Raw genomic sequence first — 13,100 nt, forward strand, 5'->3', positions numbered from 1 at the left:
CGCGCACTACTTCAGGAACCCTTCGTAGTTGCGCTGGTTGAGCTGCGTCTCGATCTGCTTCACCGTCTCCAACCCCACTCCGACCATGATCAGCACCGCGGTCCCGCCGAACGGGAAGTTCTGGTTCTGCCCCTCCTGCGTGATGGACAGGAACAGGTTGGGCAGGACCGCCACAAGCCCGAGGTAGATCGACCCGGGCAGGGTGATCCGGGACAGCACGTACTGCAGGTACTCCGCGGTCGGCCGGCCGGGGCGGATGCCGGGGATGAAGCCGCCGTAGCGCTTCATGTCCTCGGCCCGCTCCTCCGGGTTGAACGTGATCGACACGTAGAAGTACGTGAAGAAGATGATCATCCCGAAGTAGATCGCGATGTGCACCGGGCTGCTCTGGTCGATGACGTAGTTCTCGAAGAACCGCCGCACCGGACCGGTCTCGTTGCCCTGCAGCTGGGTGATCAGCTGCGGCAGGTACAGCAGGGACGAGGCGAAGATGACCGGGATGACGCCGGCCTGGTTGACCTTGAGCGGCAGGTACGTCGACGTCCCGCCGTACATCCGGCGGCCGACCATGCGCTTGGCGTACTGCACGGGGATGCGGCGCTGGGCCTGCTCGACGTAGACGACCGAGGTGATGATGACGACGGCCAGGAGGCACACCAGGGCGAACACGAAGCCGCCGCGGGTCTGCAGGATCGAGCCGCCCTCGGCGGGGATGCGTGCCGCGATCGAGGTGAAGATCAGCACGGACATGCCGTTGCCGATCCCCTTCTCCGTGAGCAGCTCGCCGAGCCACATGATGACGGCGGTGCCCGCGGTGAGGGCGATGACCAGCACGACCGTCGTCCAGATGGAGTCCGACGGGATGATGTCCTGGGAGCAGCCCGGGAACAGCTGGCCGCTGCGGGCCAGGGCGATGATGCCGGTGCTCTGCAGGATCGCCAGCGCGATCGTGAGGTAGCGGGTGTACTGGGTCAGCTTCGCCTGACCCGACTGCCCTTCCTTCTTGAGCTGCTCGAACCGCGGGATGACCACGACGAGCAGCTGCACGATGATGCTGGCCGTGATGTACGGCATGATCCCGAGCGCGAAGACCGACAGCCGCAGCAGCGCGCCGCCGGAGAACAGGTTGACCAGCGAGTAGAGGTCGCGCTGGTCGGAGGCCTGTGCCTGCTCGAGGCAGCTGTTGATCGCCTCCACCGAGACGCCGGGCCCCGGGACCGCGGCGCCCAGCCGGTAGACGGCGATGATCGCCAGGGAGAACAGCAGCTTGCGCCGGAGGTCTGGCGTCCGGAACGCCGCGGCGAACGCCTGCAGCACGTGCCCTCCCCTGGTCGGTCGGATGAGGTTAGCAACGGGACACGGACCCCCTGCCGCCCGCCACTCGGGAGCTCGTGGCGGGGCTCGTCAGGGGGCCGCATCAGGCCGGGTCGCGGGTGCGGCCGGCCGGGTAGCAGAAGGCCCCCCTGCCTGCCCCGCCGCTCGCTGAGAGCGACGGGGGGCAGGGGGGTCTCCAGTCAGATGCGGGTGGTGCTGCCGCCGGCGGCGGCGATCTTCTCGGCGGCCGAGCCGGAGAAGGCGTGTGCGGTCACGTCGACCTTCACGCCGCCCAGGTCGCCGGTGCCGAGCACCTTGACCGGCTGGCCGCGGCGCACCGCGCCGGCCTCGGCCAGGGAGTCCGGGTCGAGCGTGCCGCCCTGTGGGAACAGCGCCGCGATCCGGTCGAGGTTGACGACCTGGAAGACGACCTTGTTCGGGTTCTTGAAGCCCGAGAGCTTGGGCAGGCGCATGTGCAACGGCGTCTGCCCGCCCTCGAACCGCGCGGACGTGTTACCGCGGGCGCCGCTGCCCTTGGTGCCGCGACCGGCGGTCTTGCCCTTGGAGCCCTCACCGCGACCGACACGGGTCTTCGCGGTGTGGGCGCCCGGAGCCGGGCGCAGGTGGTGGACCTTGAGAGTCATGAGATGTCCCTACTCAGCCGGAGTTCAGCTGATCTCTTCGACGGTCACCAGGTGCGGCACCGTCGCGACCATCCCGCGGATCTCGGGACGGTCCTCCTGGACGACCGAGTCGTGGATGCGCTTGAGCCCGAGCGAGCGCAGCGTCTGACGCTGGTTCGGCTTGGTCCCGATGGCGGACTTGACCTGGGTGACCTTGAGCTGCGCCATGTCAGACCCCCTGGCCCGCACGCGCGCGCAGCATGGCCGCCGGGGCGACGTCCTCCAGGGGCAGGCCACGGCGGGCCGCGATCTCCTCGGGACGGACGAGGTCCTTCAGCGCCTGCATGGTCGCGTGGACGATGTTGATCGGGTTCGAGGACCCGAGGCTCTTGGAGAGCACGTCGTGGATGCCGGCGCACTCGAGGACGGCGCGCACCGGGCCACCGGCGATGACGCCGGTACCGGGGCTGGCCGGCTTGAGCAGCACGACACCGGCCGCCGCCTCACCCTGCACCGGGTGCGGGATGGTGCTGGCGATGCGGGGCACGGTGTAGAAGTGCTTCTTGGCCTCCTCGACGCCCTTGGCGATCGCCGCGGGCACCTCCTTGGCCTTGCCGTAGCCCACGCCGACCTTGCCGTCGCCGTCGCCCACGATCACGAGGGCGGTGAAGCTGAAGCGCCGACCACCCTTGACGACCTTGGACACGCGGTTGATGGCGACCACGCGCTCGATGAAGTTGCTCTTCTCGGCAGGCGCGCCGCCGGGGCCCCGCCCGCCGTCACGACGGTCACGGCGGTCGTTGCCGCCGCCGGCGCCGCCGCCGCGTCGCTGTGGTCCTGGCATCAGACGTCCCTCTCGATCAGCTTGTCGTTCATCAGAAGTCCAGCCCGCCCTCACGGGCACCGTCGGCGAGCGCGGCGATGCGCCCGGCGTACCGGTTGCCGCCACGGTCGAAGACGACCGCGGAGATGCCGGCAGCCTTCGCGCGGTCGGCGATCACGGCGCCCACCTGGCGGGCGAGGGCGGACTTGTCGCCCTCGGCCCCACGGAGACCCATCGTCGAGGCGCTGGCCAGCGTGCGGCCGACGGTGTCGTCGACCAGCTGCACGTGGATGTGCCGCGAGCTGCGCTTGACCACCAGGCGCGGGCGGTCCGGCGTGCCCTCGACGCGCTTGCGCAGCCGGTTGTGCCGGCGCAGGCGGGAGACCCGCCGTGCGGTGCTGACGTCGGTACCGACGGGCTTGTGGACCCGAGCGGCACTCTTCTCGGTCTGTGCCATCACTTACCCGTCTTCCCGACCTTGCGCTTGACGACCTCGCCCTGGTACCGCACGCCCTTGCCCTTGTACGGGTCGGGCTTGCGGATCTTGCGGATCTTGGCGGCCACCTCGCCGACCTGCTGCTTGTCGATGCCGCTGACCCGCAGGCGGGTGGGGGCCTCGACGGTGAAGGAGATCCCCTCGGGGGCCCGCACGACGACCGGGTGGCTGAAGCCGAGGGCGAACTCGAGGTCCGACCCCTTGGCCGCGACGCGGTAACCCACGCCGACGATCTCGAGGACCTTGGTGTAGCCGTCGGTCACACCGGTGATCATGTTGGCGATCAGGGTGCGGGACAGCCCGTGCAGCGCGCGGTTCTGCCGCGCGTCGTCGGGCCGCTGCACCTGGAGCGTGCCGTCCTCGGCCCGCTCGACCGTGATCGGCGCGGCGACGGTGTGGGTCAGGGCGCCCTTGGGGCCCGTGACGCTGACCGTCTGGCCGTCGATGGCGATGTCCACACCACCGGGGACGGGAATCGGGAGTCGTCCGATCCGTGACATCTGCTGGCTCCCTTACCAGACGTAGGCGAGGACTTCCCCACCCACGCCCTTCTTGTTCGCCTGCCGGTCGGTCAGCAGCCCGGTGGAGGTGGAGATGATCGCCACCCCGAGGCCGCCGAGCACCTTGGGCAGCGAGGTGGACTTGGCGTACACCCGCAGACCGGGCTTGGAGACGCGGCGGACGCCGGCGATGCTCCGCTCACGGTTGGGGCCGTACTTGAGGTCGACGACCAGCTCCTTGCGGGTGGTGCCGTCCTTCTCGACGTCGTTGACGGTCCAGCCGGCGATGTAGCCCTCCTGCTGGAGGATCTCGGCGATGTGCGTCTTCAGCTTCGACGACGGCATGGTCGCGGAGTCGTGGTACGCCTGGTTGGCGTTCCGCAGTCGCGTGAGCATGTCCGCGATCGGGTCGGTCATCGTCATGGGTGGTGCCTCTCTCGCCGCGGTTCCTCGTGCGCTGGGTCTCGGGGACTTGGCGCTGGGCCTCTCGGCGATCGGTGGTGCCGGTTACGTAACGGGATGGAACGGCCCGGCTGCAGGACCCGCGGCGCGCGGAGCGTGCCGTGGGGGGCAGCCGGGTCCTTCACCAGCTGGACTTGCTCACGCCCGGGAGCTCGCCCGCGTGGGCCATCTCCCGGAGGCAGATCCGGCACAGGCCGAACTTGCGGAAGACCGCGTGCGGACGGCCGCACCGCTGGCAGCGGGTGTAACCGCGGACCGCGAACTTGGGCTTGCGGGCCGCCTTGTTGATCAGCGCCTTCTTGGCCATTCTCTTCTCCCTGCCCGGCTCAGCGGGTGGTGGTGACGACGGGCTGGCCGGCGAACGGGAAGCCCAGCAGGCGGAGGAGCTCGCGACCCTCCTCGTCGTTCGTGGCGGTGGTCACGAGCGTGATGTCCATGCCGCGCTGCCGGTCGATCCGGTCGACGTCGATCTCGCGGAACATGGACTGCTCGTTCAGCCCGAACGTGTAGTTGCCGTGCCCGTCGAACTGCTTGGCGTTGAGGCCACGGAAGTCACGGATACGGGGCAGGGCCAGGGACAGCAGGCGGTCCAGGAACTCCCACATGCGGTCGCCGCGGAGGGTGACCTTGGCGCCGATCGGCATGCCCTCGCGCAGCTTGAACTGCGCGATGGACTTGCGGGCCCGGACGACGGCCGGCTTCTGCCCGGTGATGGCGGTGAGGTCGCGGACCGCGCCGTCCATCAGCTTGGCGTCGCGGGTCGCCTCGCCGACGCCCATGTTGACGACGATCTTCGTCAGCCGCGGGATCTGCATGACGTTCTCGTAGCCGAACTCGCTCTGCAGCGCCGGGGCGATCTCCTCGCGGTAGCGAGCGAGCACGCGGGGCAGCTCTCGGGTGGTGGGTGCGCTCATCGGGATCAGAGGTCCTTACCGGTGCGCCGCGAGACCCGGATGCTGCGGCCTTCCTCGTCCTTGCGGTAACCGACCCGGGTCGGCTTGTCCTCGGAGTCGATCACCATCACGTTGCTCACGTGGATGGGCGCCTCCTGGGTGACGATCCCGCCCTGCTGGGCCCCGCGCTGGGTCGAGCTGATCCGGGTGTGCTTCTTGACCCGGCCGACGCCCTCCACGAGGACCTTCTGGAGCTTCGGGTAGGCCGCGATGACCCGCCCCTTGGCGCCCTTGTCCTTGCCGGCGAGCACGACGACCGTGTCGCCCTTCTTGACCTTCATCGACGGGGTCTTCCCGCTGGCTGGCTGAGCCATGGTCACAACACCTCCGGAGCGAGCGAGATGATCCGCATGAAGCGCTTGTCACGCAGCTCCCGGCCCACCGGGCCGAAGATGCGCGTGCCGCGCGGGTCGCCGCTGTCGCGGATGATGACGGCGGCGTTCTCGTCGAAGCGGATGTAGGAACCGTCGGGACGACGGCGCTCCTTCACCGTGCGGACGACGACGGCCTTGACCACGTCACCCTTCTTGACGCCGGCACCCGGCAGCGCGTCCTTGACGGTGCCGACGATGACGTCGCCGATGCCCGCGTAGCGTCGCCCGGAGCCGCCCAGCACGCGGATGCAGAGGATCTCCTTCGCACCGGTGTTGTCAGCGACTCGCAGCCGCGACTCCTGCTGGATCACGTCCTACTCCCAATCTCGTGGCGACAGCCGGGCCGGATCGGTGAACCGGCTGTCCGACACCCAGGTGTCGACGCACCGGCAGCTCAGGGCGCCGGTGCGTCGAGCACAGGTGTCGGGATGCGGCGCGCTCCCCCGGAGGCGCGCCAGTGGTCCAGAGTACCTGGTACTGCAGCGGCCCCGGAGGGCCGCCTGTCACGGGGCCCGTACGGGCCCCGACGACCTACTTGGCCTTCTCGATGACCTCGACCAGCCGCCACCGCTTGGTGGCCGACGTCGGCCGGGTCTCCATGATCTGCACCCGGTCGCCGATGCCGGCGACCTGCTGCTCGTCGTGCGCCTTGAGCTTGCTCGTGCGCCGGATGACCTTGCCGTAGAGGCCGTGCTTCACGCGGTCCTCGACCTCGACGACGATGGTCTTGTCCATCTTGTCGCTGACCACGAGGCCCTCACGGACCTTGCGGTACCCGCGCCCGGCCAGACCAGGCCCGCTCGCGGCCTGGCTGGTCTCCTGGGTCTCGCTCATGCCACACCCTCGTTCGGGGCGACCGAGAGACCCAGCTCGCGCTCGCGCATGATCGTGTAGATCCGGGCGATGTCGCGGCGGACGGTCTGCAGTCGCCGGTTGTTGTCCAGCTGGCCGGTGGCCACCTGGAACCGCAGGTTGAACAGTTCTTCCTTGTGCTCGCGCAGCCGCGTGGCGAGCTCGTCGACGGAGAGCTCACGCAGCTCGGGAGCGGTCAGACCGGCGGCCATCACGCCTCTCCTTCACGAGTGATGAAGCGGCACTTCATCGGCAGCTTGTGGATCGCGCGGCGCATGGCCTCGCGGGCCACGGGCTCGGCGACACCGGACAGCTCGAACATGATCCGGCCGGGCTTGACGTTGGCGACCCACCACTCGGGCGAGCCCTTGCCCGAACCCATGCGGGTCTCGGCGGGCTTCTTGGTGAGCGGACGGTCCGGGTAGATCGAGATCCACACCTTGCCGCCACGCTTGATGTGGCGGGTCATGGCGATACGCGCGGACTCGATCTGCCGGTTGGTCACGTAGGCCGGCTCGATGGCCTGGATGGCGAACTCACCGAAGTTGATCTCGGTGCCACCCTTGGCCCGCCCAGAACGACTCGGGTGGTGCTGCTTGCGGTGCTTGACGCGCCGTGGGATGAGCATGGTTCAGCTCTCCGTGTTCTCGGTCGTCTCGGCCGCGACGGTCTCGGCGGCAGCAGTGGCCTCCGGACCGGCGACCTCGGCGACGGTGGTCTCGGGTGCGACCTCGCCCGAGGTCACCGCGACGGTGCTCTCGGCGGTGTCCGCGACCGGCCCCGTCGAGGACTCGACCGCAGCGCGGCCGGCCTCCGTACCGCCGGCGGTGGTGCCCGACGACCCGGAACGACGCTGCGGACGCTGGGCGCGCTCACGACGCTGCTGACGGTCGGCCAGGGCCTCGAGGGCAGCCCGCTCGGCACGCGAGCCGCTGACGTCGCCCTTGTAGATCCACACCTTCACGCCGATGCGACCGAAGGTGGTGCGGGCCTCGTACAGGCCGTAGTCGATGTTCGCGCGCAGCGTGTGCAGCGGCACCCGCCCCTCGCGGTAGAACTCCGACCGGCTCATCTCCGTGCCGCCGAGGCGACCCGAGCACTGCACCCGGATGCCCTTGACCTGCGGGCTGCGCTGGGCCGACTGCATGGCCTTGCGCATCGCCCGACGGAAGCTGACGCGGCTGGAGAGCTGCTCGGCGACGGCCTGGGCGACCAGCTGGGCATCGGACTCGGGGTTCTTGACCTCGAGGATGTTCAGCTGCACCTGCTTGCCGGTGAGCTTCTCGAGCTCCCCACGGATGCGGTCGGCCTCCGCGCCGCGACGGCCGATGACGATGCCCGGCCGGGCGGTGTGGATGTCGACGCGCACGCGGTCACGGGTGCGCTCGATCTCGACCTTGGAGATGCCGGCCCGCTCCATGCCCTTGGACATGAGCTTGCGGATCGCGACGTCTTCCTTGACGTAGTCCTTGTACAGCTTGTCCGCGTACCACCGGGACTTGTAGTCGGTGGTGATCCCGAGCCGGAACCCGTGCGGGTTGACCTTCTGACCCACTAGCGGGTCCCTCCTCTCGTGTTGCTCTTCTGCTGCTGCGTGGCCGGGCCGGACTGGCCGGTGCGGCGACGGGCCTGCCGGGACTTGCCGGCGAGCTCGTCGCTGCCGCCGACCTCGGCGACCTCGACGGTGATGTGGCACGTCCGCTTGTTGATGCGGAACGCGCGGCCCTGGGCACGCGGGCGGATGCGCTTGAGGGTCGGACCCTCGTCCACGTACGCCGCGCTGACGACCAGGGCGGCCGGGTCGAGCTGCAGGTTGTGCTCGGCGTTGGCGACCGCGGAGGCCACCACCTTGAGCACCGGCTCGCTGGCTGCCTGCGGCGCGAAGCGCAGCAGGGCCAGGGCCTCGTCGGTCGGCAGGTAGCGGATGAGGTCCACCACCCGTCGGGCCTTCATGGGGGTGACGCGGACGAACCGGGCCGTAGCCCGGGCGACCGGCGCCTCCTGTCCCAACTGGGAAGTCATCGAAACGTCTCTTCTCTACCTGGCCGGGCCGTCAGCCCCGCCGCGAGCGGCGGTCGTCCTTGACGTGCCCACGGAAGGTGCGCGTGGGTGCGAACTCGCCGAGCTTGTGCCCGACCATCGCCTCGGTCACGAAGACCGGGACGTGCTTGCGGCCGTCGTGCACGGCGATCGTGTGCCCGAGCATGTCGGGGATGATCGTCGAGCGACGCGACCAGGTGCGGATGACGGTCTTGGTGCCCTTGTCGTTCTGCGCGTCCACCTTCTTGAGCAGGTGGTCGTCGACGAACGGGCCCTTCTTGAGGCTGCGTGGCATGTCTGTCGGACTCCTCTTCCCGCTCAGCGCTTCTTGTTGGCGCGCCGGCGGCGCACGATCATGGCGTCACTGGCCTTGCGCTTGCGCGTACGGCCCTCGGGCTTGCCCTTCGGGTTCACCGGGTGGCGACCACCGGAGGTCTTGCCCTCACCACCACCGTGCGGGTGGTCGACCGGGTTCATCGCCACACCGCGGACGGTCGGGCGCTTGCCCTTCCACCGCATGCGGCCGGCCTTGCCCCAGTTGATGTTCGACTGCTCGGCGTTGCCCACCTCGCCGACGGTCGCGCGGCAGCGGACGTCGACGTTGCGGATCTCGCCCGACGGCATGCGCAGCTGCGCGAAGCGACCCTCACGGGCGACCAGCTGGACGCTGGTACCCGCGGAACGGGCGATCTTCGCGCCGCCACCGGGACGGAGCTCGATGGCGTGAACCACCGTGCCGACCGGGATGTTCCGCAGCGGCAGGTTGTTGCCCGGCTTGATGTCGGCCGCGGGGCCGCACTCGACGGTGTCGCCCTGCTTCAGGCGGGCCGGCGCGATGATGTAGCGCTTCTCGCCGTCGGCGAAGTGCAGCAGCGCGATGCGCGACGTCCGGTTGGGGTCGTACTCGATGTGCGCGACCTTGGCCGGCACGCCGTCCTTGTCGGCCCGGCGGAAGTCGATCACCCGGTAGGCACGCTTGTGACCGCCACCCTGGTGGCGGGCAGTGACCTTGCCGTGGACGTTGCGTCCACCGCGGCCGTGCAGCGGCCGGACCAGCGACTTCTCGGGATGGTCGCGGGTGACCTCGGCGAAGTCGGCGACGGACGAGCCGCGGCGGCCCGGCGTCGTCGGCTTGTACTTGCGGATGGCCATGGGTTCGGAGTCCCTGTCTGTTCTCTCTGGTCCGGTCGGTGGTCGGGCGCGGTCAGGCGCCCGGGCCGCCGAAGATCTCGATGCGGTCGCCCGGGGCGAGGGAGACGATGGCGCGCTTGGTGTCCTTGCGCTTGCCCATCTGCGCGCCCCGGCTCCGCTTGCGCTTGCCCTGGCGGTTGATCGTGTTCACGCCGAGGACCTTCACCTTGAAGATCTGCTCGACAGCGATCTTGATCTGCGTCTTGTTCGCCTCGGGCAGGACGATGAACGTGTACTGGTTCTCGTCCAGGAGCCCGTAGCTCTTCTCCGAGATGACCGGCGACAGCAGGACGTCCCGGGGGTCGCGGACGCTCATGCCTTCTCCTCGGTGTCGGTCGTGGCGTCGGCCGCGGAAGCGGTCTCGACGGTGCCCTCGCCCTCGGCGGGGGCGATCGACGGCAGGCCGCCCGGCGTCTCGTGCGTCGACAGGTCGGGCAGCACGACGTCGCGGCCCTTGCCCTTGACCGGCCCGGCGACGAACTCGGCCAGTGCCGTCTCGGTGAAGACCACCTCGTCGGAGACCAGCACGTCGTAGGTGTTGAGCTGACCGGCCTCGATGAGGTGCACCTGCGGCACGTTGCGCAGGCTCACCCAGTTGAGGACGTCGTCGCGGTCGAGGACCACGAGCACCCGCCTGGCCTGGGTGATCGTCTGCAGCATGGTGAGAGCGGCCTTCGTCTTGGGCGCGTCGCCGTCGACGAAGGAGGTCACCACGTGCACGCGGTCCTCGCGGGCCCGGTCGGAGAGGGCCCCGCGCAGGGCGGCGGCCTTCATCTTCTTCGGGGTCTTCTGCGTGTAGTCGCGCGGCTGGGGGCCGTGGACGATGCCACCGCCCTCGAACTGCGGCGCACGGATCGAGCCCTGACGGGCGCGGCCGGTGCCCTTCTGGCGGTAGGGCTTGATGCCACCGCCGCTGACCTCGCCCCGCGTCTTCGTCGAGTGCGTGCCCTGACGGGCGGCGGCCAGCTGGGCGACGACCACCTGGTGCATCAGGGAGACGTTCGCGTTCGCGTCGAAGAGCTCACCGGGCAGCGTGACGCTGCCGGCGGTCTCCCCCGTCGGCGTGCGGACGTCGACCTGACGGTCGGTCCGGGTCTGGCCCGACCCGCCGTTGATGGACGTGGTCACTTGTCGTCACTCCCCACGGGGCCGCCCTTGACGGCCGAACGGACGAGCACGAGGCCGCCCTTCGGACCGGGGATCGCGCCCTTGATCAGCAGCAGTCCGCGCTCGGCGTCCACCTTGTGCACGTTGAGCGACAGGGTCGTCGTCTTCACCGCGCCCATGCGGCCGGCCATGCGCAGGCCCTTGAAGACGCGGCCAGGGGTCGAGGCCCCACCGATGGAACCCGGCGACCGGTGCTTGCGCTGGGTGCCGTGCGAGGCGCCCAGACCCTTGAACCCGTGCCGCTTCATGACACCGGCGGTGCCCTTGCCCTTGCTGGTGCCGATGACGTCGACCTTCGCGACGCCGTCGAAGACGTCGGCGGTCAGCTCCTGGCCGACCGTGAAGTTCGAGGCGTCCTCGGTGCGCAGCTCCACCAGGTGCCGCCGGGGGGTCACGCCCGCCTTGGCGAAGTGCCCGCCCTCGGGACGGTTCACCTTGCGCGGGTCGATCTCACCGAACCCGAGCTGGACGGCGGAGTAGCCGTCGACCTCGGGGGTGCGCACCTGGGTCACCACACACGGACCCGCCTTGACGACGGTCACCGGCACGATGCGGTTGTTCTCGTCGAAGACCTGGGTCATGCCCAGCTTCTCTCCGAGGAGACCACGGAATGTGCTCGCCATGTCTGCTGACTGCCCTTACTGGATGTTGACGTCGACCGAGGCCGGCAGGTCGATGCGCATGAGCGCGTCCACCGTCTTCGGCGTCGGGTCGAGGATGTCGATGAGCCGCTTGTGCGTCCGCATCTCGAAGTGCTCCCGCGAGTCCTTGTACTTGTGCGGGGAGCGGATGACGCAGTACACGTTCTTCTCCGTCGGCAGCGGCACCGGGCCGACGACGCGCGCACCGGTCTTGGTCACCGTCTCGACGATGCGCCGTGCCGAGGCATCGATCGCCTCGTGGTCGTAGGCCTTCAACCGGATGCGGATCTTCTGTCCCGCCATCGCTGTCTTCTGCTCCTGCCGATCGGTTGTGAAAGTTCGAGTGGGTCTGCTGACCCGCGGGTCGGTGACCCGGGTGAGGGGCGGCGGCCGGGTCCCGGCCGCCGCCCGTCAGGTACTACTTGTTGATCTTGACGACCCGGCCGGCGCCGACGGTGCGGCCACCCTCACGGATGGCGAACCGGAGGCCCTCCTCCATGGCGATGGGCTGGATCAGCTCCACCGTCATCTCGGTGTTGTCGCCCGGCATGACCATCTCGGTGCCGGCGGGCAGGGTCACGACGCCGGTCACGTCCGTCGTCCGGAAGTAGAACTGGGGACGGTAGTTGTTGAAGAACGGCGTGTGACGGCCACCCTCGTCCTTCGAGAGGATGTAGACCGAGCCCTCGAAGTTGGTGTGCGGGGTGATCGAACCCGGCTTCACCACGACCTGGCCGCGCTCGACGTCCTCGCGCTTGATGCCGCGCAGCAGCAGCCCGACGTTGTCGCCGGCCTGGCCCTGGTCGAGCAGCTTGCGGAACATCTCGACACCGGTGACGGTCGTCTTGGTCGAGGTCGGGCGGATGCCGACGATCTCGATCTCCTCGGACACCTTGACGATGCCGCGCTCCACGCGACCGGTGACGACGGTGCCGCGACCGGTGATGGTGAAGACGTCCTCGACGGGCATGAGGAACGGCTTGTCGATCTCACGCTCGGGCTCGGGGATGGCGGTGTCGACCGCGTCCATGAGCTCCATCAGCTTGTCGCCCCACTCGGCGTCGCCCTCGAGCGCCTTCAGCGCCGAGACGCGCACCACCGGGACGTCGTCGCCCGGGAACTCGTACTCGGACAGCAGCTCGCGGACCTCCAGCTCGACGAGCTCGAGGATCTCCTCGTCGTCGACCATGTCGGCCTTGTTGAGCGCCACGACGATGTAGGGGACGCCGACCTGGCGGGCCAGGAGCACGTGCTCCTTGGTCTGCGGCATCGGGCCGTCGGTCGCGGCGACCACCAGGATGGCGCCGTCCATCTGCGCGGCACCGGTGATCATGTTCTTGATGTAGTCGGCGTGCCCGGGGCAGTCGACGTGCGCGTAGTGACGGTTCTCCGTCTGGTACTCGACGTGCGCGATCGAGATCGTGATCCCACGCGCCTTCTCCTCGGGCGCCTTGTCGATCTGGTCGAACGCGGACGCCTCGTTGAGGTTCGGGTACTTGTCGTGCAGGACCTTGGTGATCGCCGCCGTCAGCGTCGTCTTGCCGTGGTCGATGTGCCCGATGGTGCCGATGTTGACGTGCGGCTTGGTCCGCTCGAACTTGGCCTTGGCCACTGGTGTCCTCTCTTCGTGGTCACGCAGTCGTACGCGTGTCTGTGGGGCCGTG

The 13,100-nt window shown here is 69.3% G+C and carries 23 protein-coding genes; all 23 read right to left on the minus strand.

The window, feature by feature from the left end:
- Nucleotides 1-6: 6 nt before the first annotated feature.
- A complete protein-coding gene (secY, locus tag GCU56_RS09610; RefSeq protein WP_163481503.1) occupies nucleotides 7-1,317 on the minus strand; it encodes a preprotein translocase subunit SecY in 1,311 nt (436 codons plus the stop codon).
- Nucleotides 1,318-1,514: 197 nt separating this feature from the next.
- Nucleotides 1,515-1,958: a 50S ribosomal protein L15 gene (gene rplO, locus GCU56_RS09615; protein ID WP_163481504.1), complete on the minus strand. Its 444-nt coding sequence runs from the start codon at nucleotides 1,956-1,958 to the stop codon at nucleotides 1,515-1,517.
- Nucleotides 1,959-1,982: 24 nt separating this feature from the next.
- A complete protein-coding gene (rpmD, locus tag GCU56_RS09620; RefSeq protein WP_163481505.1) occupies nucleotides 1,983-2,165 on the minus strand; it encodes a 50S ribosomal protein L30 in 183 nt (60 codons plus the stop codon).
- 1 nt (nucleotide 2,166) lies between these two features.
- The gene (rpsE, locus tag GCU56_RS09625) at nucleotides 2,167-2,781 is read right to left on the minus strand and encodes a 30S ribosomal protein S5 (protein WP_163481506.1); all 615 of its coding nucleotides are present in this window, start codon (nucleotides 2,779-2,781) and stop codon (nucleotides 2,167-2,169) included.
- A gap of 31 nt (nucleotides 2,782-2,812) precedes the next feature.
- On the minus strand, nucleotides 2,813-3,217 hold the full coding sequence (gene rplR / locus GCU56_RS09630; RefSeq protein ID WP_163481507.1) for a 50S ribosomal protein L18: 405 nt from the start codon (nucleotides 3,215-3,217) through the stop codon (nucleotides 2,813-2,815).
- A complete protein-coding gene (gene rplF, locus GCU56_RS09635; protein ID WP_163481508.1) occupies nucleotides 3,217-3,756 on the minus strand; it encodes a 50S ribosomal protein L6 in 540 nt (179 codons plus the stop codon). The genes rplR and rplF overlap by 1 nt, the downstream gene beginning before the upstream one ends.
- A gap of 12 nt (nucleotides 3,757-3,768) precedes the next feature.
- Nucleotides 3,769-4,179, minus strand: coding sequence for a 30S ribosomal protein S8 (rpsH, locus tag GCU56_RS09640; protein ID WP_163481509.1), 411 nt, complete (start codon nucleotides 4,177-4,179; stop codon nucleotides 3,769-3,771).
- Between the two features lie 160 nt (nucleotides 4,180-4,339).
- A complete protein-coding gene (locus tag GCU56_RS09645) occupies nucleotides 4,340-4,525 on the minus strand; it encodes a type Z 30S ribosomal protein S14 (RefSeq protein WP_113838243.1) in 186 nt (61 codons plus the stop codon).
- Between the two features lie 19 nt (nucleotides 4,526-4,544).
- Nucleotides 4,545-5,132: a 50S ribosomal protein L5 gene (gene rplE, locus GCU56_RS09650; protein ID WP_163481510.1), complete on the minus strand. Its 588-nt coding sequence runs from the start codon at nucleotides 5,130-5,132 to the stop codon at nucleotides 4,545-4,547.
- A gap of 5 nt (nucleotides 5,133-5,137) precedes the next feature.
- Nucleotides 5,138-5,485 carry a 50S ribosomal protein L24 gene (gene rplX, locus GCU56_RS09655; protein ID WP_440588738.1) on the minus strand — a complete coding sequence of 116 codons (348 nt, stop codon included), beginning with the start codon at nucleotides 5,483-5,485 and terminating at the stop codon, nucleotides 5,138-5,140.
- A gap of 2 nt (nucleotides 5,486-5,487) precedes the next feature.
- Nucleotides 5,488-5,856, minus strand: coding sequence for a 50S ribosomal protein L14 (gene rplN, locus GCU56_RS09660; protein ID WP_091929103.1), 369 nt, complete (start codon nucleotides 5,854-5,856; stop codon nucleotides 5,488-5,490).
- Between the two features lie 220 nt (nucleotides 5,857-6,076).
- Nucleotides 6,077-6,379: a 30S ribosomal protein S17 gene (gene rpsQ, locus GCU56_RS09665; protein ID WP_163481511.1), complete on the minus strand. Its 303-nt coding sequence runs from the start codon at nucleotides 6,377-6,379 to the stop codon at nucleotides 6,077-6,079.
- Nucleotides 6,376-6,609: a 50S ribosomal protein L29 gene (gene rpmC / locus GCU56_RS09670; RefSeq protein WP_135136019.1), complete on the minus strand. Its 234-nt coding sequence runs from the start codon at nucleotides 6,607-6,609 to the stop codon at nucleotides 6,376-6,378. The genes rpsQ and rpmC overlap by 4 nt, the downstream gene beginning before the upstream one ends.
- On the minus strand, nucleotides 6,609-7,025 hold the full coding sequence (gene rplP / locus GCU56_RS09675) for a 50S ribosomal protein L16 (RefSeq protein WP_163481512.1): 417 nt from the start codon (nucleotides 7,023-7,025) through the stop codon (nucleotides 6,609-6,611). Before rplP ends, rpmC begins: the two co-directional genes overlap by 1 nt.
- A gap of 3 nt (nucleotides 7,026-7,028) precedes the next feature.
- On the minus strand, nucleotides 7,029-7,952 hold the full coding sequence (gene rpsC / locus GCU56_RS09680; RefSeq protein ID WP_163481513.1) for a 30S ribosomal protein S3: 924 nt from the start codon (nucleotides 7,950-7,952) through the stop codon (nucleotides 7,029-7,031).
- The gene (gene rplV / locus GCU56_RS09685) at nucleotides 7,952-8,419 is read right to left on the minus strand and encodes a 50S ribosomal protein L22 (protein ID WP_163481514.1); all 468 of its coding nucleotides are present in this window, start codon (nucleotides 8,417-8,419) and stop codon (nucleotides 7,952-7,954) included. Before rplV ends, rpsC begins: the two co-directional genes overlap by 1 nt.
- A 31-nt stretch (nucleotides 8,420-8,450) precedes the next feature.
- Nucleotides 8,451-8,732 (minus strand): 30S ribosomal protein S19, encoded by a 282-nt coding sequence (gene rpsS / locus GCU56_RS09690; protein ID WP_135140046.1) that lies wholly within the window; start codon nucleotides 8,730-8,732, stop codon nucleotides 8,451-8,453.
- A 23-nt stretch (nucleotides 8,733-8,755) separates the two neighbouring features.
- Nucleotides 8,756-9,589 (minus strand): 50S ribosomal protein L2, encoded by an 834-nt coding sequence (rplB, locus tag GCU56_RS09695; RefSeq protein WP_163481515.1) that lies wholly within the window; start codon nucleotides 9,587-9,589, stop codon nucleotides 8,756-8,758.
- A gap of 52 nt (nucleotides 9,590-9,641) precedes the next feature.
- Nucleotides 9,642-9,944 carry a 50S ribosomal protein L23 gene (gene rplW, locus GCU56_RS09700; protein ID WP_163481516.1) on the minus strand — a complete coding sequence of 101 codons (303 nt, stop codon included), beginning with the start codon at nucleotides 9,942-9,944 and terminating at the stop codon, nucleotides 9,642-9,644.
- A complete protein-coding gene (rplD, locus tag GCU56_RS09705; protein WP_345771751.1) occupies nucleotides 9,941-10,756 on the minus strand; it encodes a 50S ribosomal protein L4 in 816 nt (271 codons plus the stop codon). Before rplD ends, rplW begins: the two co-directional genes overlap by 4 nt.
- Nucleotides 10,753-11,418, minus strand: a complete 666-nt coding sequence (gene rplC / locus GCU56_RS09710; protein WP_163481517.1) for a 50S ribosomal protein L3 — start codon at nucleotides 11,416-11,418, stop codon at nucleotides 10,753-10,755. The genes rplD and rplC overlap by 4 nt, the downstream gene beginning before the upstream one ends.
- 15 nt (nucleotides 11,419-11,433) lie before the next feature.
- The gene (gene rpsJ, locus GCU56_RS09715) at nucleotides 11,434-11,739 is read right to left on the minus strand and encodes a 30S ribosomal protein S10 (RefSeq protein ID WP_012950483.1); all 306 of its coding nucleotides are present in this window, start codon (nucleotides 11,737-11,739) and stop codon (nucleotides 11,434-11,436) included.
- 115 nt (nucleotides 11,740-11,854) lie between these two features.
- A complete protein-coding gene (tuf, locus tag GCU56_RS09720) occupies nucleotides 11,855-13,048 on the minus strand; it encodes an elongation factor Tu (RefSeq protein WP_163481518.1) in 1,194 nt (397 codons plus the stop codon).
- Between the last annotated feature and the right edge of the window lie 52 nt (nucleotides 13,049-13,100).

The sequence above is a fragment of the Geodermatophilus sabuli genome (assembly GCF_010686765.1).
Taxonomy (GTDB): domain Bacteria; phylum Actinomycetota; class Actinomycetes; order Mycobacteriales; family Geodermatophilaceae; genus Geodermatophilus; species Geodermatophilus sabuli_A.

Bases quoted from the DNA above. Each gene is read 5' to 3' on its own strand.
- rpsQ (WP_163481511.1), bottom strand. From the start codon at position 6,379: ATGAGCGAGACCCAGGAGACCAGCCAGGCCGCGAGCGGGCCTGGTCTG.
- rpsJ (WP_012950483.1), bottom strand. From the start codon at position 11,739: ATGGCGGGACAGAAGATCCGCATCCGGTTGAAGGCCTACGACCACGAG.
- rplC (WP_163481517.1), bottom strand. From the start codon at position 11,418: ATGGCGAGCACATTCCGTGGTCTCCTCGGAGAGAAGCTGGGCATGACC.
- rpsH (WP_163481509.1), bottom strand. From the start codon at position 4,179: ATGACGATGACCGACCCGATCGCGGACATGCTCACGCGACTGCGGAAC.
- rplE (WP_163481510.1), bottom strand. From the start codon at position 5,132: ATGAGCGCACCCACCACCCGAGAGCTGCCCCGCGTGCTCGCTCGCTAC.
- rpsS (WP_135140046.1), bottom strand. From the start codon at position 8,732: ATGCCACGCAGCCTCAAGAAGGGCCCGTTCGTCGACGACCACCTGCTC.
- GCU56_RS09645 (WP_113838243.1), bottom strand. From the start codon at position 4,525: ATGGCCAAGAAGGCGCTGATCAACAAGGCGGCCCGCAAGCCCAAGTTC.
- rpmC (WP_135136019.1), bottom strand. From the start codon at position 6,609: ATGGCCGCCGGTCTGACCGCTCCCGAGCTGCGTGAGCTCTCCGTCGAC.
- rplW (WP_163481516.1), bottom strand. From the start codon at position 9,944: ATGAGCGTCCGCGACCCCCGGGACGTCCTGCTGTCGCCGGTCATCTCG.
- rplO (WP_163481504.1), bottom strand. From the start codon at position 1,958: ATGACTCTCAAGGTCCACCACCTGCGCCCGGCTCCGGGCGCCCACACC.
- rplB (WP_163481515.1), bottom strand. From the start codon at position 9,589: ATGGCCATCCGCAAGTACAAGCCGACGACGCCGGGCCGCCGCGGCTCG.
- rplX (WP_440588738.1), bottom strand. From the start codon at position 5,485: ATGGCTCAGCCAGCCAGCGGGAAGACCCCGTCGATGAAGGTCAAGAAG.
- rplP (WP_163481512.1), bottom strand. From the start codon at position 7,025: ATGCTCATCCCACGGCGCGTCAAGCACCGCAAGCAGCACCACCCGAGT.
- rplR (WP_163481507.1), bottom strand. From the start codon at position 3,217: ATGGCACAGACCGAGAAGAGTGCCGCTCGGGTCCACAAGCCCGTCGGT.
- rpsE (WP_163481506.1), bottom strand. From the start codon at position 2,781: ATGCCAGGACCACAGCGACGCGGCGGCGGCGCCGGCGGCGGCAACGAC.
- rplF (WP_163481508.1), bottom strand. From the start codon at position 3,756: ATGTCACGGATCGGACGACTCCCGATTCCCGTCCCCGGTGGTGTGGAC.
- rpmD (WP_163481505.1), bottom strand. From the start codon at position 2,165: ATGGCGCAGCTCAAGGTCACCCAGGTCAAGTCCGCCATCGGGACCAAG.
- rplV (WP_163481514.1), bottom strand. From the start codon at position 8,419: ATGACTTCCCAGTTGGGACAGGAGGCGCCGGTCGCCCGGGCTACGGCC.